Genomic DNA, 19,147 nt, shown 5'->3' with positions numbered 1-19,147 from the left:
ACACGACCAGTGACGAGGGAAACCGTCTGCGTCGAGGTGGCGCGGCGGCCCGGATGGGCGGGGCTGTGGCGAGCACGCGGCAGAGCGGAACTGAGCGGGCCGGCTTCGATGGCGGACTCGCGGAGGCCCTCGTCAAGACCTCGAGATACTTCCGCAAGGGCGAGGTCAGCGCCGATCTCCGTTCCCTCCACCAGATCGGTGGCCGCGACGCGGACAGCTTCTACCGGGACCGGTGGAGCCACGACAAGGTCGTCCGCTCCACGCACGGCGTGAACTGCACCGGATCCTGCTCGTGGAAGGTCTACGTCAAGGACGGGATCATCACCTGGGAGGCGCAGCAGACCGACTACCCGTCGACCGGCGCCGACCGGCCCGAGTACGAGCCCCGCGGCTGCCCCCGCGGCGCGGCGTTCTCCTGGTACACCTACTCGCCGACCCGGGTCCGCTATCCCTACGTCCGCGGCTCGCTGCTGCAGATGTACCGGGAGGCCCGCCAGCGACTCGGTGACCCGGTGCTCGCGTGGGCCGACGTCGTCGACGACCCGGAGAAGGCGCGCACGTACAAGTCGCAGCGCGGCAGGGGCGGCCTCGTGCGGGCGTCCTGGGACGAGGCGACCGAGATGATCGCGGCCGCCCACGTGCACACGATCAAGAAGTACGGGCCGGACCGGATCGCCGGCTTCTCACCGATCCCGGCCATGTCGATGGTGTCCCACGCGGCGGGCGCCCGGTTCATGTCGCTCATCGGCGCCCCGATGCTGTCGTTCTACGACTGGTACGCGGACCTGCCGGTGGCTTCGCCTCAGGTGTTCGGCGACCAGACCGACGTTCCCGAGTCCGGCGACTGGTGGGACGCCGCCTACCTCATCCTCTGGGGCTCCAACGTGCCGGTCACCCGCACACCGGACGCGCACTGGATGACCGAGGCCCGGTACCGCGGCCAGAAGGTCGTGGTGATCAGCCCGGACTACTCCGACGCGACGAAGTTCGCCGACGACTGGCTCGCCCCCCACCCCGGCACCGACGGCGCGCTGGCGATGGCCATGGGCCACGTCGTGCTCAGGGAGTTCTTCGTCGACCGGCAGGTGCCGCGCTTCACCGACTACGTGAAGAAGTACTCCGACCTGCCGTTCCTGCTGACCCTCACCCCGCGCGGGGACGGGTACGTGCCCGGCAAGTTCCTCACCGCCGCAGATCTCGGTGACGTGCAGGAGGGTGCGGAGTTCAAGACCGTGCTGGTCGATTCCGCCAGCGGGGAGCCGCACGTGCCGAACGGCTCGCTCGGCTTCCGCTTCGGCGAGGCGGGGAAGGGGAAGTGGAACCTCGACCTCGGTGAGGTCGACCCCCTCCTGACCCTCGACGCCGATGGGGCGGAGACCGCGGCGGTAAACCTGGCGCGGTTCGACACCCCCCGCGGGGAGGGCGCCACCATGCGCCGGGGCGTCCCGGTCCGGCGGGTCGGGAAGCACCTGGTGACGACGGTGTACGACCTGCTGCTCGCGCAGTTCGGCGTCGGTCGCCCGGGGATGCCCGGGGAGTGGCCGACGGGGCTGGACGACGCATCGCAGCCCTACACCCCGGCCTGGCAGGAGCAGTTCACCGGCGTGCCCGCTGCCGCGGCCGCCCGCATCGGCCGCGAGTTCGCGCAGAACGCCGACGAGTCCTCCGGACGATCCATGATCATCATGGGTGCGGGGACGAACCACTGGTTCCACTCCGACACGATCTACCGCGCCTTCCTCACCCTGACGACGCTCACCGGGTGCCAGGGCGTGAACGGCGGGGGCTGGGCCCACTACGTCGGCCAGGAGAAGTGCCGGCCGGTCACCGGCTGGATGACCCTGGCCTCCGCCCTCGACTGGGCCCGCCCGCCGCGGCAGATGATCCAGACCGCCTACTGGTACCTGCACACCGACCAGTGGCGCTACGACCGGACGACCCTCGACGGCTTCGCCTCCCCGCTCGGCACCGGACGTTTCGACGGGAAGACGCCGGCCGACGTCCTCGCGCAGTCGGCCCGCATGGGCTGGATGCCGTCCTACCCGACGTTCAACCGCAACCCGCTCGACCTCGCCGACGAGGCCGCCGCCGCGGGGAAGCAACCGGGCGAGCACGTGATCGACGGCCTGCGCGACGGCAGCCTCCGGTTCGCCGCCGAGGATCCGGACGCCCCGGAGAACTTCCCGCGGGTGCTCACCATCTGGCGGGCGAACCTGCTGGGGTCCTCGGCGAAGGGCAACGAGTACTTCCTCAAGCACCTGCTGGGTGCGGACTCCTCGGTGCGCGCCGCGGAGGCGCCGCCCGGGGCCCGCCCGAAGGACGTCGTCTGGCGGGAGGAGGCGCCCACCGGGAAGTTGGACCTGCTGCTGGCGCTCGACTTCCGGATGACCAGTACGACGGTCTTCTCCGACATCACACTCCCGGCCGCCACCTGGTACGAGAAGCACGACCTGAATACCACCGACATGCACCCCTACGTGCACTCGTTCAACCCGGCGATCTCCCCGCCGTGGGAGACGCGCACGGACTTCGACGCGTTCGGCACCATCGCCCGCCAGTTCAGCCGGCTGGCGGCCACGCACCTGGGCGTGCGCAAGGACCTCATGGCGCTGCCGCTCCTGCACGACACCCCCGACGAGCTGGCCAACCCGCGGGGGGTGGTGCGGGACTGGAAGGCCGGCGAGTGCGATCCGGTACCGGGCACGACGATGCCGAAGTTCGTCGTGCAGGAGCGCGACTACGCCGCCGTCGCCCAGAAGTGGTCGGCGCTCGGGCCGCTGGTGGAGGAGCTGGGGCTGCAGGTCAAGGGCGTTCCCACCAAGCCCGACAAGGAGGTCGAGTACCTCCGGCACAAGAACGGCGTCATCCGGGACGGCGCCGCGGCCGGACGGCCCGCGCTGGCCCGCGACGTGCACTGGTGCGAGACCATCCTCGCCCTCTCCGGGACGACGAACGGCCGGCTCGCGACCCAGGGCTTCCGGGCCGCGGAGGAGCGCACCGGCACCCGGATGGCGGACCTGGCCGCCGAGCACGAGGGCAAGCTGATCACCTTCGCGGACACGCAGGCGGCGCCGACCCCGGTGATCACCTCCCCGGAGTGGTCGGGCAGCGAGCACGGCGGACGGCGGTACTCGCCCTTCACCATCAACGTGGAGCGCCTCAAGCCCTGGCACACGCTGACCGGGCGGATGCACTTCTTCCTCGATCACGACTGGATGACCGAGGCGGGGGAGAACCTGCCGGTGTTCCGGCCACCGCTGGACATGCACACGCTGTTCGGCGAGCCGCAGATCGGCGACACCGGCGAACTGGGCATCACCGTGCGGTACCTGACGCCGCACAACAAGTGGTCGATCCACTCGGAGTACCAGGACAACCTGTTCATGCTGTCGCTGTCGCGGGGCGGGCAGGCGATCTGGATGAGCACGCAGGACGCGGCCAAGGTCGGCGTGCGGGACAACGACTGGATCGAGGCGGTCAACCGCAACGGCGTCGTCGTCGCCCGCGCGATCGTCTCCTCGCGCATGCCGGAGGGCACGGTCTACATGCACCACGCCCAGGACCGGCTCATCGACGTCCCCCGCACCGAGACCTCCGGCAAGCGGGGCGGCATCCACAACTCCCTGACCCGGCTCTTCCTCAAGCCCACGCACCTGATCGGGGGCTACGCGCAGCTGTCGTTCGCCTTCAACTACCTCGGGCCGACGGGGAACCAGCGCGACGAGGTGACCGTGATCCGCCGCCGCAGCCAGGAGGTGCAGTACTGATGCGTGTCATGGCCCAGATGGGCATGGTGATGAACCTCGACAAGTGCATCGGCTGCCACACCTGCTCGGTCACCTGCAAGCAGGCGTGGACCAACCGCAGCGGCGTCGAGTACGTGTGGTTCAACAACGTCGAGACCCGCCCCGGGCAGGGGTACCCCCGGACCTACGAGGACCAGGAGAAGTGGAAGGGCGGCTGGACGGTCGGCCGCAACGGCAAGCTCCGGCTGAGGACGGGGAGCCGGCTCACGCGCCTGCTGCAGATCTTCTCCAGCCCGAAGCTGCCCTCGATCCAGGAGTACTACGAGCCCTGGACCTACGACTACGAGACCCTCACCAACGCTCCGCTCCAGGAGCACACCCCGGTCGCGCAGCCCCGCTCCCTGCTGACGAACAAGCCGATGAGCATCGAGTGGAGCGCCAACTGGGACGACAACCTCGGCGGCGCGCCCGAACTGACCCAGGACGACCCGGTCCTGAAGAAGATCTCGGCGGAGATCAAGGAGAAGTTCGAGCAGACCTACATGTTCTACCTGCCGCGGATCTGCGAGCACTGCATCAATCCGTCGTGCGCCGCCTCCTGCCCGTCGGGCGCGATCTACAAGCGCGAGGAGGACGGCATCGTCCTGGTCGACCAGGACCGCTGCCGTGGCTGGCGGCAGTGCGTCACCGGCTGCCCGTACAAGAAGGTCTACTTCAACCACCGCACCGGCAAGGCCGAGAAGTGCACGTTCTGCTTCCCGCGCGTGGAGGTGGGCATCCCGACTTTCTGCTCGGAGACCTGCGTGGGCCGGCTGCGGTACATCGGCATCGTCCTGTACGACGCCGACCGGGTCCTCGAGGCGGCGTCCACCCCGGACGACCGGGACCTCTACGCCGCCCAGCGGTCGATCATCCTCGACCCCCACGACCCGCAGGTGGTCCGTGCCGCCGAGCAGGCCGGGATCTCCCGCGACTGGATCGACGCCGCGCAGCGCTCGCCCATCTACTCGCTGATCACCCGCTTCGAGGTGGCCCTCCCGCTGCATCCGGAGTACCGGACCATGCCGATGGTCTGGTACATCCCGCCGTTGTCGCCGGTGGTGGACGCGCTCACCGAGACCGGTCACGACGGGGAGGACGCCGGCAACATCTTCGGGGCCATCGAGTCGCTGCGGATCCCGGTCGAGTACCTGGCCGAACTGTTCGCCGCCGGTGACACCGACCTGGTCACCGGGGTGCTCAAGAAGCTCGGCGCGATGCGGTCCTACATGCGGGACCTGAACCTCGGCCGGCCCGCCGACGAGTCGATCGCCGGCGCCGTCGGCATGACCGGGCGCGACATCGAGGACATGCACCGCTTGCTGGCCATCGCCAAGTACGACGAGCGGTACGTGATCCCGCTGGCGCACGCCGAGCAGGGCCCCGGGCAGGAGGAGTTCGACAGCGGCTGCTCGCTGGATTACGACGAGGGCCCGGGTATGGGCGGCTGGGGGCCGTTCGGCGAGATGTCGGGTGGCTCGACCCCCATCGCAGTGGAGAACTTCCACATGCTCGCAGCCCGGCAGACGACCGACACGTTGTCGGCGCCACCGACCAAGGAGCAGCGGGTCAACCTGCTCAACTGGGACGGGAAGGGCGCGCCCGACGGGCTGTTCCCGCCCCGCGACGACGACGCGCGGCACGGACCGGACGGCGGAGGGGCCGGACCCGACTCGCCGGGCGCCACGGAGCCCAGGCCGTGAGGCTGCGTCCAGGCGGCGGGGCGACGCCGGCCCAGGTCGCCACCGCGCGCCAGGCGGCGTCCCTGCTGATCGGCTATCCGGACGAGGAACTGGTCGGCCGGCTCCCGCTGCTGAGGACGGCGGTGGCCCCGCTCCCGGGAGAGTTCGCCGGGCCGCTCGGGAGGTTTCTCGACCACCTGGAGACCACGCCCCTGACCGAGCAGCAGGCGGCCTACGTCGAGACCTTCGACCTCCGCCGCCGGTGCTCGCTGTACCTGACGTACTACGCCTACGGCGACACGCGGAAGCGCGGCATGGCGCTCCTGCAGTTCAAGCACCTCTACGGCCGGGCGGGGATGACCCTCGCCGACCACGAACTGCCCGACCACCTGGCGGTCGTCCTGGAGTTCACCGCGCTCGGAGACGCCGTCCGGGGGGAGCGGTTGCTGAACGAGCACCGGGCGGGGCTGGAGCTCATCCGGCTGGCCCTCGAGGAGCGGTCGTCTCCGTACGTGCGCGTGCTGGAGGCGGTCTGCGCCACGCTGCCGCCCGTGCGGGCCGAGGACCGGGAGGCGGTGCTGCGGCTGGCCCGGGAGGGACCGCCCACCGAGGAGGTCGGCCTCGATCCCTACGGTGCGACGCCGTTCGCGCCACCGGAGTACATCCCGCCGCCGCATTCCGGAGCACCCGCTGGAGCCCCCCGATGAGCGCACTGGAGATCCTGCTCTGGGTCGTCGTCCCGTACGTCAGCCTGGCGATCTTCGTCGTCGGGCACTACTGGCGGTACAAGTACGACAAGTTCGGCTGGACCACCCGCTCCAGCCAGCTCTACGAGAGCCGGCTGCTGCGGTGGGGGAGCCCACTGTTCCACTTCGGGATCCTGTTCGTGCTCATCGGGCACGTGATGGGTCTGGGCATACCGAAGTCCTGGACGGACGCGGCCGGGCTCTCCGAGGACGCCTACCACGCCCTGGCCATCGGAGTGGGGGCGATCGCCGGGTTCGGCACTCTGGTGGGGCTGGCGATCCTGATCTACCGGCGGCGCACCGTGGGCCCTGTGTTCAGCGCGACGACGAGGAACGACAAGTTCATGTACCTCGTGCTGACGGTGACCATCCTGTTCGGGTTGAGCAACACCGTGCTGGGCGCCGTCGGGCACGAGGGCGTCGACTACCGCGACACCGTCTCGCCGTGGTTCCGCAGCATCTTCTACTTCGATCCGCAGCCCGAGCTGATGACCGAGGCCGGCCTGGGCTTCCAGCTGCACGCGCTCTCGGCGCTGGTGCTCTTCGCCATCTGGCCGTTCACCCGGCTGGTGCACGTGTTCAGCGCCCCGCTGGGCTACTTCACCCGGCCCTACATCGTCTACCGCAGCCGCGACGAGCAGCTGGGCAACCGCGCCACGCCGCGAGGTTGGGACCGGGTGGGAGGCGGTCGACGATGAGCGGGGCGGCGGCCGCGGGGGCGCCGACGGCGACGGCGGTGCCCCGCCAGGCCTGGGTGATGCTCGGGGTGGCGACAGTCGGGTTCGCCATCAACTTCTGGGCGTGGGCGCTGATCAGCCCGCTGGGGGCTTTCTACACCGAGGCCCTCTCCCTGAGCGCCCTGCAGAAGTCGCTGCTGGTGGCCGTGCCGGTCATCGTGGGATCGCTGGGCCGCATCCCCGTCGGTGCGCTCACGGACCGGTTCGGCGCGCGCACCATGTTCCCGCTGCTGAGCGCGCTCACCATCCTGCCGGTGCTGTTCATCGGCTACGTGGCGGGCGACAGCTACGCGCTGATGCTGCTCGGCGGTCTCGTGCTCGGACTCGGCGGCACGACGTTCGCCATCGGCGTCCCGCTGCTCAATGCCTGGTTCCCGCCGGCGAAACGGGGGACCGCGCTGGGGGTCTTCGGCGCCGGCATGGGCGGCACCGCGATCTCGGCGTTCAGCACCGTGCAGTTGCGCGACGCTGTCGGCCCGGAGTTCCCGTTCGTGCTGGTCGCCGTCCTGCTCGCCGGTTACGCCGTCGTCTCCTGGCTGCTGCTGCGAGATGCACCGGACCGTCCGCCGCCCGCCGGCGGCAGCTTCCTGCGGCGCACCTGGGAGACCTTCCGCCTGCCGATCACGCTGCAGTTGTCGTTCCTCTACGCGGTCGGCTTCGGCGGCTTCGTCGCGTTCAGCGTGTACCTGCCCACCTACCTCCGGGACGCCTTCGACCTGGAGCCCGGCGACGCCGCGCTGCGCACGGCCGGGTTCGTCGTCCTCGCCGTGGTCATGCGCCCCGTGGGCGGCATCCTCTCCGACCGGTTCCACCCGATCCCGGTACTGACGGTGTGCTTCGCCGTGGTGACCGTGTTCGCGGCCATCTCCGCCCTGGAGCAGCCGCTCGAGACGTTCGGGACGGTCGCCTTCCTGGGGATGGCAGCGGCGCTGGGAGCTTCCTCGGGGGCCGTGTTCGCGCTGGTGGCGATCGCGGCGCCGCCCGGCAAGGTCGGCGCCGTGACCGGCATCGTCGGCGCGGCCGGCGGTCTGGGCGGCTTCGCCCCGCCGCTGGTCATGGGCGCCATCTACGGCTGGGTGGGGAACTACCAGCCGGGCCTGTGGCTGCTCGCGATCACCGCGGCGGTCGCGGCCTGCTTCACGGCGTGGGGGATGCAGGCGGGTGACCACCGGTCCTCGACCGGCTGAGGAGCTGCTGACGGCTCAGCCGGCGTATCCGTCGGCCTCGGTGGGCCACTCCAGCGGCGGCAGCCCGGCCAACGCGGCCAGCCGGTCGACCGTCAGCTCGACCGACTCGTCGGTGGGCGGCATCCCGGTCGGGGAGGCCAGCAGCGGGCGCACGTCGGCGGGGTCGAGCTCGGCGCCGGTGGCTTCCTTCGCCCACGCGGCGAAGCCCTCGGCCTCGGCGTCGACGTCGACCGGGTCGGAGGCGTCCACCTCCGCGAAGTAGAACCTCGGCTCGTAGCGCAGGAAGAAGCGCCCGCCGCTGGCGTCGGCGCGGCGGTGGTCGACCGTGGCGAACCCGCTGTCGTGCACGTCCACCAGGAGGAACGGCACCGCGGTCGGGCCACCCCGGCTCCACCGCCCGTCGCTGTAGGCGAACTTCCTGAAGAGACCCACGTACCGAGGCTAGCGACGCCGGCCGGTCAGCCGATGAGGCCGCCGGGCAGGTTGACCACGATCGCCTCCTGGCTGCTGCGGGCGATGACGACGACGGCCTCCTCCCCGCCCGGGTTCTCCTCGCGGTGCGGGGTGTACGGCGGCACGAACACGTAGTCGCCCGGCTCCGGGGTCAGCCGGATCTCCTCGCCGTCGCGGGCGAAGACGAAGACCGGGTGCCCGGAGACGACGTAGATCGCCGTCTCGGACTCGCCGTGGTGGTGGTTGCCCGACGTCGCTCCCGGGCCCACCGTCGTCCGGCCCATCCAGAGCCGCTGGGAGCCCACCGTGGACGACGAGATCGCTTCGCTGCGGGCCATCCCCGGGGTCTGCCCGGTGTCGGCCGAGAGGTCGCCGGCCGCGATGTGCCGCAGCGGGCGGTGCCAGGCGTCGGAGTGCTCGTCGAGCATGGCTCTCCTCGGTGCAGTGTTCGGATCCAGTCGGAGGCTAACGGGAGCACGAGGCCCGGCAACGAGCCCGGTACCCCCGGTCTGCCAGGGTGACCCGTCGTGGACGTCCTGCTGCTGGTCGCCGGCGGTGTGGTCGTACTCCTGGCCAGCGTGCTGGGCGGGGTCACGGGGTTCGGGTTCGCCCTCGTGTGCACGCCGCTGCTGCTGCTGGCCGGCTTCCCGCTCGCCGACGTGGTCGTCGTCAACCTGACCATCTCCGGCCTGGCGCGGATCGTGGTCGCGGCTAGGCTGCGCGCCTGGGTCAACCGGCGCCGGGCCCTCTGGCTGGTGCTCGGGTGCGTGCCCGGACTCCTCCTGGGCCTGCTGCTGCGTGACTCGGTGGACGACGCGGTGCTCAAGGTCGGTGCCGGCACCGTGGCGGTCGGGGTGGCCGCCCACCTGCTGGTCCGCTCCCCGCCGCCACGGGCTGAGGACGCCGGCCCGCCACCCCGGCTGCAGTCGGGCACTGCCGGGCTGCTCGGGGGCTTTTTGGGCGTGACGACGTCGCTCAACGGCCCACCGCCGGTCATCCTGCTCTCCCGGCAGCGGGCGGAACCGCGGGAGTTCGTCGCTGACCTGGCCGTCTACTTCATCTTCTGCAACGGGATCGCGATCGCCCTGATCGGGCTGAGCGGTGGACTCGAGGCGGACCGGCTCGGCCCGCTGCTGGCGTGGTGGCTGCCCGGAGCGCTGCTGGGCAACGCCGTGGGGACCGCTCTCGGCTCGCGGCTGCCCGTCGAGCTGTTCCGGAGGCTCACGCTGGTCCTCGTCCTGGTCACCGGTCTGGCGACCGTGGTCACGTCACTGGCCGGACGGTGAACCCGCTCAGGACGGCGTGATCGAGAGCGTCAGCCGGGCGCGGCCCTCCTCGGACCGGGCGGTGGCGATGCGCTCGGCCGACGGCGTGCCGTACTCCGTCGTCCGCTGGCGGGCCGGCCGGCCGATCGCGGCGGCCATGGCCTCCAGCTCCGCGATGGTCTTCAGCGAGCCGTTCTCGCTGCCGGCCATCCGGCTGATCGTCTCCTCCATGAGCGTGCCGCCGAGGTCGTTGGCGCCGCCCTGCAGCACCGCCTTGGTGCCGGCGTCGGCGAGCTTCACCCACGACGTCTGGATGTTCGGGATCCGGCCGTGCAGGAGCAGGCGTGCGACGGCGTGGATGGCCCGGTTCTCCCGCACGGTCGGGCCCGGGCGGGCGACGCCGGCCAGGTAGATCGGCGAATTGTGGTGCACGAACGGCAGCAGCACGAACTCGCTGAACCCACCGGTGCGGTCCTGCAGCGCGGCGAGCGTGCGCAGGTGCCCGACCCAGTGCGCGGGGGTGTCGACGTGGCCGTACATCATCGTCGACGTCGTCGGCAGGCCCACCTCGTGCGCGGTGCCGATGATCTCCAGCCACGTCGCCGTCGGCAGCTTGCCCTTGGTGAGCACCCAGCGGACGTCGTCGTCGAGGATCTCCGCCGCCGTGCCCGGGATCGAGTCCAGCCCGGCCGCCTTGAGCTCGGTCAGGAACTCGCGGAACGACAGCCCGGTGCGGGCGGCGCCGTTGACGATCTCCATGGGGCTGAACGCGTGCAGGTGGATGCCCGGCTGCCGCTTCTTCACCTCGCGGGCCAGGTCGACGTACGCGGTGCCCGGCAGGTCGGGGTGGATTCCGCCCTGCATGCAGATCTCGGTGGCGCCGGCGGCCCACGCCTCGTCGACGCGGTCGCCGACCTGCTCCATCGACAGCGTGTACGCGTCGGCGTCGGTGCGCCGCTGGGCGAAGGCGCAGAACCGGCAGCCGGTGTAGCAGACGTTGGTGAAGTTGATGTTCCGGTTCACGACGTAGGTGACGTCGTCGCCGTTGACGTCGCGGCGGACGGTATCCGCGAGTGCTGTCAGGGCGTCCAGATCCGGGCCGTCGGCGCCCAGCAGCGCGAGGTACTCGGCGTCGGACAGCCCGGCCGGGTCGGTCTCCGCGTGCGCCAGGGCGGCGTGCACCTCGGGGTCGCCGACGGTCAGCGCGGTGGAGTGCCCGTCGCGTGCGCTCGTCGTCCGGTCGCGCAGCTCCGACCAGTCGCCGTAGACGGCGTCGAAGTCGCTGCGTCGGTCGCCGGTCCGGCCGACGGTGTCCACCTCGACGTGCAGGTCCACCCGGCCGGTCGACGTCCACGACTCGTCCGGCTCCTGCCAGGGCAGGCCGACCGGTAGCCGTCCCTCGACGGCCAGCCCGTCGGGGCCGGCCAGCGCCTCCACGTGCGGGCGCACCCGCGGGTCGAGCCACGGCTCGGGCTGCAGCACGTACGGCGGCTGGGCGGCCAGCCGCTCGCGGAGGGTGAAACCGGCGTAATCGGTGAGCTTGGCCAGTTCCGCCAGGTTCGGCCAGGGCCGCTCGGGGTTCACGTGGTCGGGCGTGAGCGGGGAGACACCGCCCCAGTCGTCGACGCCGGCGCGCAGCAGCAGCCCGAGCTCGGTGGAGTCGGACAGGTTGGGCGGCGCCTGCACGCGCGCCTTCGGGCCCAGGAGCAGCCTGGTGACGGCGACGGCGGCGACGTACTCCTGCAGCTCCAGGTCGTCGTGCGCCTGCATCGCGGTGCGCGGCTTGGCCCGGAAGTTCTGGACGATCGTCTCCTGCACGTGCCCGTGGCGCTGCGCGCTGGCGCGGATCTGCAGGACGGCGTCGACCCGCTCGGCGTAGTCCTCGCCGATGCCGAGCAGCACGCCGGTGGTGAACGGGACCGCGGAGCGCCCGGCGTCCTCCAGCACCCGCAGCCGGACCGCGGGCTCCTTGTCCGGGCTGCCGAAGTGCGGGCCGCCGGGTTCGGACCACAGCCGCGTCGCAGTCGTCTCCAGCATCATGCCCATCGACGCCGAGACGGGCTTGAGCCGCTGGATCTCCTCCCACGACAGGACGCCGGGGTTGAGGTGGGGGAGCAGCCCGGTCTCCTCCAGCACCCGGATCGCCATCGCGCGCAGGTAGCCCAGCGTGGAGTCGAAGCCGTGCGCCTCCAGCCACTCGGCGGCGACCGGCCAGCGGTCCTCGGGGCGGTCGCCGAGGGTGAACAGCGCCTCCTTGCACCCCATCGCCGCGCCGGCGCGGGCGACGTCGAGCACCTCGTCGGGGGAGAGGTAGGGCGCCTTGCCCTCGGCGCGCAGCTGCCCGGGCGTGGTGACGAACGTGCAGTAGTGGCAGCGGTCGCGGCACAGGTGGGTGAGCGGGATGAACACCTTGCGGCTGTAGGTGACCACGCCCGGCCGCCCGGCGGACGCCAGTCCCGCGTCGCGCACCCGGCCGGCGGCCGCGAGCAGCCGGTCCAGCGGCTCGCCCTCGGCCAGGCCGCGGGCGTGCAGCAGCGTCTCCGCCTCCACCGCGTCGAGGCTCACCCCGCGCTCGGCGCGGGTCAGCGCGCGGCGCAGGGCGGAGTCGGTGGGCGCAGGCAGAGGGGTCATGACGGTCCCGACGCTAACCCGCCGGAGTGGCCGCAGGGTGCTCCGGCCCCTCAGAGGTCCCTGCGGGTGAACGACACCGCGGCCAGGCCCCACACCATCGCCACCCACACCACGGCCCAGGCGAGGTAGCCCGCAGTCAGCGGCGCCACGCTCAGGAACGGGAACGCCTCCCCGTCGGTGCCGCCGAACTGCAGCAGCGCGGTCGGGTCCTGGAAGGCGTTCATCGCTCCCCGCCACAGGCCGTCGGTGGGCAGCAGCATCCGCGACACGCTGCCGACGCGGGCGACGGCGTCGTTGTCCAGGGCCGCTCCGATGCCGCCGACCACGCCGGCCACCCACGTCGTGCAGAACAGGCCGACGGAGACCACGCCCGACGCCATCGGGGAGATGACCGTGGAGAGCAGCACGGCCAGGGTGAGCAGAACGGTCGTCTGCGCGGCCAGGAGCGCGAGGGCGGTGGCCGGGTCAGGCGGCCAGTAGTCGACCGTCGCCCGGACGACCAGGATCTGCGCGAGACCGGCGAGGACGACGTAGCCGCTGCCGAAGACGACCAGCCCCAGCCACTTGCCCAGCAGGAAGGACGACCGGCGGATCGGGCGGGCCAGCACGGCCAGCGCGATCCCGGACTCCGTCTCGCCCGACAGCGTGGGGCCGGCGAGGAACGCGGTGCCCAGCGCGGCGATCAGGCTGTAGCCGAACATGACGAGGTTGAGCAGGATCGAGGCGGTCAGCCGCGCCTCGCCGCTGGTGAGCGTGCCGCCGGACTCCGCCGCGAACCGGGAGAAGCCCCATCCGCTGAGCGCGAGCAGGACGACGGTCAGTGCGCCCAGCGCCAGCAGCACGCGCCGGCGGGACGCCTCGCGCAGGGTCAGCCCCGCGATGGTCAGGACGACGCGGGCGGTCATGGCTGCTCGCCGTCCGCTCCGTCGCGCAGGATGCCCAGGAGTCGCTCCTCCAGGCTGATCCGCCCCGGCTCGACGGCGTGCACGCGGACACCGAGTCGCACGAGGTCGGCGATCAGGTCGGGCACCGTCGTCTCGTCGTCGACGGGCAGCGCGACGGTGAACCAGTCGCCCTCCCGCTCGACGCGGCCGGCTTGCCCCAGCCGCGCCTCGCCCGCCTGGGGCAGGCCGGTGAGGTGCAGCCGCACCTCGTGCCGGCCCAGCAGCTCCAGGAGCGAGCCGGAGGCGGCGACCCGTCCGTGGTCGAGGATGACCACCCGGTCGCAGACCCGTTCGACCTCGCCGATCAGGTGCGAGTTGAGCAGCACGGCGATGCCGCGGGACTTCAGGTCGAGCACGATGTCGCGGACGTCGACCCGGCCCAGCGGGTCCAGTGCGCTGGTCGGCTCGTCCAGCACGACGAACTCGGGACGCGCCACCAGGGCCACGGCCAGCCCCAGCCGCTGCTGCATGCCCTTCGAGAACCCGCCCACCCGGTCACCCGTGCGCTCGGCCAGGCCGACCAGCGCCAGGACGTCGCGCTGCTCCTGCGCGGAGACCTCCGCCCCCGACAGCCGGACGTGCAGCGTCAGGACCTCGGCCGCGCTCAGCCAGGGCTGGTAGCGGAAGAGCTCGGGCAGGTAGCCGACGCGGGCCCGGGAAGCCGGATCGGTGGCCGCCTGGCCGAGCAGCATGACCTCGCCGGCGTCGGGGCGGACCAGCCCGAGGAGCATCTTGATGACGGTGGTCTTGCCCGCGCCGTTCGGTCCGAGCAGGCCGACCACCTCGCCCCGGGCGATCTCCAGCGAGACCCCGTCGACGGCGGTGCGCTTCCCGTAGCGCTTCCGCAGGCCGGTGCACCAGACGGCGGGCGCCGGCGGCAGGTCCGCGACCACGGCCGCGGCGTCGCGCAGCGCGTCCGCCCCGACCGCGGCCGACCCGGGAGAGCTCACCGCAGCCCCCGGGCGACCGCGAGCACCTCGTCGGTGTCCAGGGCGCCGGCCACCGCCGTCACGACGCCGTCCTCGACCCACATGACGGCCGCCATCGTCCGGTCGCGGGTGGTCAGCACGGTCGCCGGCGCGCCGTCCACCTCGGCGTCCGAGGTGGTGACGTAGTCCGACGGCACCGGCAGCGGCAGGGTGGAGCCGTCCGCGGTGAACGTGCGCAGCTGCGTCGCCACGTCCTCGGGCAGACCCGGCAGCGACAGCAGGTAGTCGCGGACGGTCTCGAACGGGACGCCGGAGGAGTACGCCGTGGGCGCCACGACGCGGCCGACGATCAGCGCCGGCACTCCCGAGGAGCTGGTCCACGACTGGGCCACCCCGGGGCCCGCGACCAGCCGCACGGAGCTGCCGTCCAGCCCGGGCGGTGGTGGCGGGAGCGTCGTCCCGTCCTGAGCGGCGGCCTGCGCGGCCCGGTCGGCCGAGAAGGTGAACGTGGCGACCACCTGTCCACCCACCTGGTACTCCGGCTTCCCGACGACGCCCGGCGGCAGGGTGTCGACCTCCGGCACGTCGAGGCCGCTCTCCGCGGCGGCGGTCGCGGCGTCCGGCACCTGGCGCAGGTCGGCGTCGCCGGTGATCACGACGTCCCCGTAGGCCTCCAGGTCCGGGAGCGCGACCAGGTCCGCGGAGCGGAGCCCCACCGGCGCGATCTCCTCGGTGCGGAAGATCTGCAGCCAGTCGTTGGCGGCCGCGGTGCCCGCGCCGGCCAGGACGACGCCGACGGCCAGGGCCGCGACGGCCGGACGACGGACCAGCTCGCGGATCCGGCTCCGGCGGGCCGGCGCGGGCGCCCAGGCCGGCTCCGGGGCCGCCGAGGACTGCGCGGCAGTGGACAGCCGGGCCCACGCCGCCGGGACGTCGACGTCGCGGGCCTCCGCCGAGAGTGCCGCGTCGACCAGGCCGGCGTCCTCGCGGGCGGCGGCCAGCCCGGTGAGGCACGGCGTGCAGCCGGCGATGTGCCGGCGGTCGGCCTCGGACACGCCTGCCGGCTCGTCGAGCAGGCGGCGCAGCACGCCCTCAGTGGGGTGACGCATGACGGTTCAACTCCTTGCGCAGAGCGGATTCGGCGCGTCGCACGGTGGTGCCGACGCTGCCGGGGGACATGTCGAGGGCCGCGGCGACGTCGGCGTAGCTCAGGCCGCTGTGCCGCAGCACCAGGGCCACGGCCTGCTTGCGGGGCAGCCGGGCGAGCGCCGCGCGGACGGTGCGGCGCTCGTCGAGCGTCACGACGTCGTCGGCCACGTCGGGCGCCTCGGGCGGACCCGCCGCGGCCGCGATCTCCTCACGGGCCGAGCGACGCCGCCCCGAGCGGAGCAGGTTGAGGGCGGTGTGGGCAGCGGCGACCGAGAGCCAGCCGGCGGCCTCCCCGGCGGGGACCGCGGAGCGGTTGAAGGCCAGGAACACCTCCTGGGCCACGTCCTCGGCCGAGTCCCGGGAGCCGAGCACGCGGGCGGCGACGCCGACCACGCGCTGGTAGTCGCGGCGGAACACCGCGTCCAGGTCAGGCCGCACGGCGCCGTGGACCGACGGACCGGGGACGGCGAGGCCGTCCCGGCCGCCGACCCGCCCCAGTGCCGCCGGAGGAAACGTTCCGGCGAGTGCCGGGACCATCGCGCCCGGAGCCCGGGGCTGTTGCACGAGACCCATACCCGTACAGCACCGCCCGGGCCCGGGATGTGACACCCGACTGTGCCGGGATCCGGGCGGCCACGGGCGGGCGGGTCAGGCGCGGCCGGCGGCGGACCCCGTGGGGTCGACGTAGCGGCCGCGGTGACGCAGCAGCGGCGGCGCCGACGCGTCGCCGGGCAGGACCTCCGAGACCGCGAGCAGGGCGAGCACGTGGTCGCCGGCCTCGACCAGCCGGTCCAGCCGGCAGTCCAGGGCGGTGAGCCCGCCGGCCAGCACGATGGCGTCGCTCCCGGGTGCGCGGGTCCAGGGCACCGCCTCCAGCAGGTGCCGCGCGCTGGGGCGCCCCGCCGAGGCGAACCGGGAGGCCACGATCGCGTGCGGGGCGGCGAGCACCGTCAGCGCGCAGGTCCCGACCTCCTCGAGCACCTCGGCGGGATAGCCGCCCGCGGTCAGGCCCACGGCGACCAGCGGCGGAGCGGCCGAGACGCTCATGACCGAGCTGACCGTCGTCCCGACGTCGTCGATGCCGTCGCGCACGGTCATCAGGCACACGCCCGCGGCGTGCTGGCCCAGAGCGGCGGCGAACTCGGAGGCGTCGACCGGCATGGCGGCCAGTCCAGCACACGAGCAGGATCGCGCGCGTGACCGATACCGGAGAACGCACCTATGACGTCGTCGTGCTCGGAGCCGGGTCGACGGGGGAGAACGTCGCCGACGTCGTCGTCAAGGGCGGGCTGTCCGCCGTACTGGTGGAGAGCGAACTGGTGGGCGGCGAGTGCTCGTACTGGGCCTGCATGCCGAGCAAGGCGCTGCTCCGCGGCACGGAGGTCCTGGCCGAGGCCCGGGCCGTCGACGGGGCGCGGCAGGCGGTCACCGGCGAGCAGGACGTCGCGGCCACCCTCGCCCGCCGCGACTCGTTCACCTCGCACTGGGACGACTCCGGGCAGGCCGAGTGGGTGGAGGGTGCCGGCATCGACCTGGTCCGCGGCACCGGGCGCCTGGCCGGCGAGCGCACCGTCGTCGTCACCGCTGCCGACGGGAGCGAGGTCCGGCTGACGGCGCGGCACGCCGTCGCCGTCTGCACCGGATCGGTGGGCACGCTGCCGCCGCTCGACGGGCTGGCCGACGTCGCCCCGTGGCTCGCCCGGGAGGCCACCAGCGCGAAGGAGGCGCCGGGTCGGCTCCTGGTCCTGGGCGGCGGCTACGTCGGCTGCGAGATGGCCACCGCCTGGCAGGCGCTGGGCTCGCAGGTCACCGTGCTCCAGCGCGGGAAGCGGCTGCTGCCGCGCGCCGAGCCGCAGGCCGCCGAGGCGGTGACCGAGGCGCTGGAGGCGGCCGGCGTGGACGTCCGTGTGGGCGTCGAGGCCACCGCCGCGCGGCGGGACGGTGGCGAAGTGGTCCTGACCACGTCGGACGGCGAGGTGCGCGGTGACGAGCTGCTGATCGCCGTCGGCCGGAGCGCCCGCACTGCCGACATCGGCCTGGACACCGTCGGCCTGGAGCCGGGGGAGTACCTGCCGGTGGACGACACGCTGCAGGTGGAGGGGCGGCCCTGGCTCTACGGCGTCGGGGACGTCAACGGCCGGCAGCTCCTGACGCACATGGGCAAGTACCAGGCCCGGCAGGCGGGCGCCGCGATCGTCGCGCGGGCCCGCGGCGAGGAGGTCGACGGCGCCCCGTGGTCACCGACCGCCGCCACGGCTGACGGGTCCGCCTCGCCCTCGGTGGTGTTCACGACGCCGCAGGTCGCCAGTGTCGGGCTCACGGCCGCCGCCGCGGAGGAGGCCGAGCTGCCGCACCGCGTCGTCGAGTACCCGATCGGCAGCGTCGCGGGCGCCTCCCTGTTCGCCGACGGCTACTCCGGGACCGCGATCGCGGTCGTCGACACCCAGCGGGAGGTGCTCCTCGGCGTCACGTTCGTCGGGCCGGCCGTCGCCGAGCTGCTGCACGCCGCCACGATCGCGGTCGCCGGCGAGGTGCCGATCGCCCGGCTCTGGCACGCCGTCCCGGCCTACCCGACGATCAGCGAGATCTGGCTGCGGCTGCTGGAGACCTGGCGGGACGACGACTGATCGACAGGTCGACACGTCGCCACGTCGCCTTCCCGACACGTCGACCGCCCGGGCCCCGAGGGGCCGATATGGCCATGTCGGCCCCTCGGGGAGCGGAGACGGGGCGTCGTCGGGGCGGGAATCCTTGCGCCGGGTCGAACCTCGCTGCTGTGCGCGACGGCACAGCAGCGGGCGATCCTGTGCGGCGCGCTGGGCGTGATGGAGTGAGGGACGTGCAGTTCGTGCCCTCTTCCGCTCCCTGGCAGCGCTACATCGCCCTCGGCGACTCCTTCACCGAGGGGCTCAACGACCCGGACCCGTCGCGCCCGGGCGAGTTCCGGGGCTGGGCCGACCTGCTGGCCGGGCACCTGGCCGCCGCCGGTGAGGACGACGTCGAGTACGCCAACCTCGCCATCCGCGGGCGGCTGCTGCGCCAGGTGGTCGAGGAGCAGGTGCCGGTCGCGCTGGACGCGCAGCCGGACCTGGTGAGCCTGGTGGCCGGCGGCAACGACCTCATGCGGCCCGGTGCCGACCCGGACGAGCTCGCGGCCACCCTCGAGGCCACCGTCGTCCGGTTCCGGGAGGCCGGCGCCGACGTGCTGCTGGCCACCGGCGTCGACACCCGCAACACCCCCATCCTGCGGCGGGCGCGCGGCAGGATCGCGGTCCTCAACACCCACGTCTGGTCGATCGCGGCCCGCACCGGCGCCGCCGTCCTCGACCAGTGGAGCGCGGGCTGGATCCAGGACTTCCGGCTGTGGGACACCGACCGCATCCACCTCACCTCCGAGGGGCACCGCCGCATGGCCCTGGCGGCGGCCACCGCGCTCGGCGTGCCCGTGGGGGACGACGACTGGCGGACACCGCTGCCCCCGGGACCGCCGCGGGCGCTCCGGGCCGCGCTGGCCGAGGAGGCGGCGTGGGTGCGCGGGTACGTCGGGCCGTGGATCGGCCGGCGGCTGCGCGGGCGGTCCTCCGGTGACGGCCGGGCCCCGAAGCGCCCCGTGCCGCTCGCGCTCCCGCGCGGCTAGTT

16 protein-coding genes are annotated in these 19,147 nt (G+C 73.0%); 8 read left to right on the top strand and 8 right to left on the bottom strand.

Translation table 11 applies throughout. From position 1 onward, the window contains the following. Positions 1–65: 65 nt before the first annotated feature. From BN344_RS03725 to BN344_RS03705, 5 genes are read left to right on the top strand one after another with little or no spacing between them, the layout of a single operon-like run. Positions 66–3,767 (top strand): nitrate reductase subunit alpha, encoded by a 3,702-nt coding sequence (locus BN344_RS03725; protein ID WP_208091976.1) that lies wholly within the window; start codon positions 66–68, stop codon positions 3,765–3,767. Beyond that, entirely contained in the window at positions 3,767–5,488 is a 1,722-nt protein-coding gene (narH, locus tag BN344_RS03720; protein ID WP_040337031.1) for a nitrate reductase subunit beta, read from the top strand. Before BN344_RS03725 ends, narH begins: the two co-directional genes overlap by 1 nt. Next, complete coding sequence (gene narJ, locus BN344_RS03715) at positions 5,485–6,174, top strand: nitrate reductase molybdenum cofactor assembly chaperone (protein WP_040337030.1); 690 nt, start codon at positions 5,485–5,487, stop codon at positions 6,172–6,174. Before narH ends, narJ begins: the two co-directional genes overlap by 4 nt. After that, entirely contained in the window at positions 6,171–6,911 is a 741-nt protein-coding gene (gene narI / locus BN344_RS03710) for a respiratory nitrate reductase subunit gamma (protein ID WP_040337029.1), read from the top strand. Before narJ ends, narI begins: the two co-directional genes overlap by 4 nt. Then, complete coding sequence (locus BN344_RS03705; RefSeq protein WP_051515521.1) at positions 6,908–8,137, top strand: MFS transporter; 1,230 nt, start codon at positions 6,908–6,910, stop codon at positions 8,135–8,137. Before narI ends, BN344_RS03705 begins: the two co-directional genes overlap by 4 nt. Positions 8,138–8,152: 15 nt before the next feature. Here BN344_RS03705 and BN344_RS03700 read toward each other — a convergent pair whose 3' ends face one another. Then, entirely contained in the window at positions 8,153–8,569 is a 417-nt protein-coding gene (locus tag BN344_RS03700; protein WP_040337028.1) for a hypothetical protein, read from the bottom strand. A gap of 26 nt (positions 8,570–8,595) precedes the next feature. After that, on the bottom strand, positions 8,596–9,018 hold the full coding sequence (locus BN344_RS03695) for a cupin domain-containing protein (protein ID WP_040337027.1): 423 nt from the start codon (positions 9,016–9,018) through the stop codon (positions 8,596–8,598). A gap of 99 nt (positions 9,019–9,117) precedes the next feature. On the opposite strand from BN344_RS03695, the gene BN344_RS03690 reads away from it, so the two are divergent. Beyond that, positions 9,118–9,876: a sulfite exporter TauE/SafE family protein gene (locus BN344_RS03690; RefSeq protein ID WP_040337026.1), complete on the top strand. Its 759-nt coding sequence runs from the start codon at positions 9,118–9,120 to the stop codon at positions 9,874–9,876. 6 nt (positions 9,877–9,882) lie between these two features. Here BN344_RS03690 and BN344_RS03685 read toward each other — a convergent pair whose 3' ends face one another. From BN344_RS03685 to BN344_RS03660, 6 genes are all read right to left on the bottom strand, one after another. Then, entirely contained in the window at positions 9,883–12,486 is a 2,604-nt protein-coding gene (locus BN344_RS03685; protein ID WP_040337025.1) for a bifunctional FO biosynthesis protein CofGH, read from the bottom strand. 50 nt (positions 12,487–12,536) lie between these two features. After that, positions 12,537–13,391 (bottom strand): ABC transporter permease, encoded by an 855-nt coding sequence (locus BN344_RS03680; protein ID WP_040337024.1) that lies wholly within the window; start codon positions 13,389–13,391, stop codon positions 12,537–12,539. Next, on the bottom strand, positions 13,388–14,380 hold the full coding sequence (locus BN344_RS03675) for an ABC transporter ATP-binding protein (protein ID WP_051515520.1): 993 nt from the start codon (positions 14,378–14,380) through the stop codon (positions 13,388–13,390). Before BN344_RS03675 ends, BN344_RS03680 begins: the two co-directional genes overlap by 4 nt. Beyond that, positions 14,377–15,468 (bottom strand): hypothetical protein, encoded by a 1,092-nt coding sequence (locus BN344_RS03670; protein WP_040337023.1) that lies wholly within the window; start codon positions 15,466–15,468, stop codon positions 14,377–14,379. The genes BN344_RS03675 and BN344_RS03670 overlap by 4 nt, the downstream gene beginning before the upstream one ends. After that, positions 15,452–15,946 (bottom strand): sigma-70 family RNA polymerase sigma factor, encoded by a 495-nt coding sequence (locus BN344_RS03665; RefSeq protein ID WP_231486479.1) that lies wholly within the window; start codon positions 15,944–15,946, stop codon positions 15,452–15,454. Before BN344_RS03665 ends, BN344_RS03670 begins: the two co-directional genes overlap by 17 nt. Before the next feature lie 210 nt (positions 15,947–16,156). Further along, entirely contained in the window at positions 16,157–16,669 is a 513-nt protein-coding gene (locus BN344_RS03660; protein WP_040337022.1) for a flavin reductase family protein, read from the bottom strand. A 35-nt stretch (positions 16,670–16,704) separates the two neighbouring features. Here BN344_RS03660 and BN344_RS03655 point away from each other — a divergent pair, with 35 nt between their 5' ends. Continuing rightward, a complete protein-coding gene (locus tag BN344_RS03655; protein ID WP_040337021.1) occupies positions 16,705–18,135 on the top strand; it encodes a dihydrolipoyl dehydrogenase family protein in 1,431 nt (476 codons plus the stop codon). Between the two features lie 212 nt (positions 18,136–18,347). Then, a complete protein-coding gene (locus tag BN344_RS03650; RefSeq protein WP_040337020.1) occupies positions 18,348–19,145 on the top strand; it encodes an SGNH/GDSL hydrolase family protein in 798 nt (265 codons plus the stop codon). The last annotated feature ends 2 nt before the right edge of the window (positions 19,146–19,147 follow it).

This window comes from Candidatus Blastococcus massiliensis AP3 (assembly GCF_000582785.1).
GTDB lineage: Bacteria > Actinomycetota > Actinomycetes > Mycobacteriales > Geodermatophilaceae > Blastococcus > Blastococcus massiliensis.
Note: the sequence above shows the minus strand (reverse complement) of the source record. Positions and strands in the feature narration are given on the sequence as shown.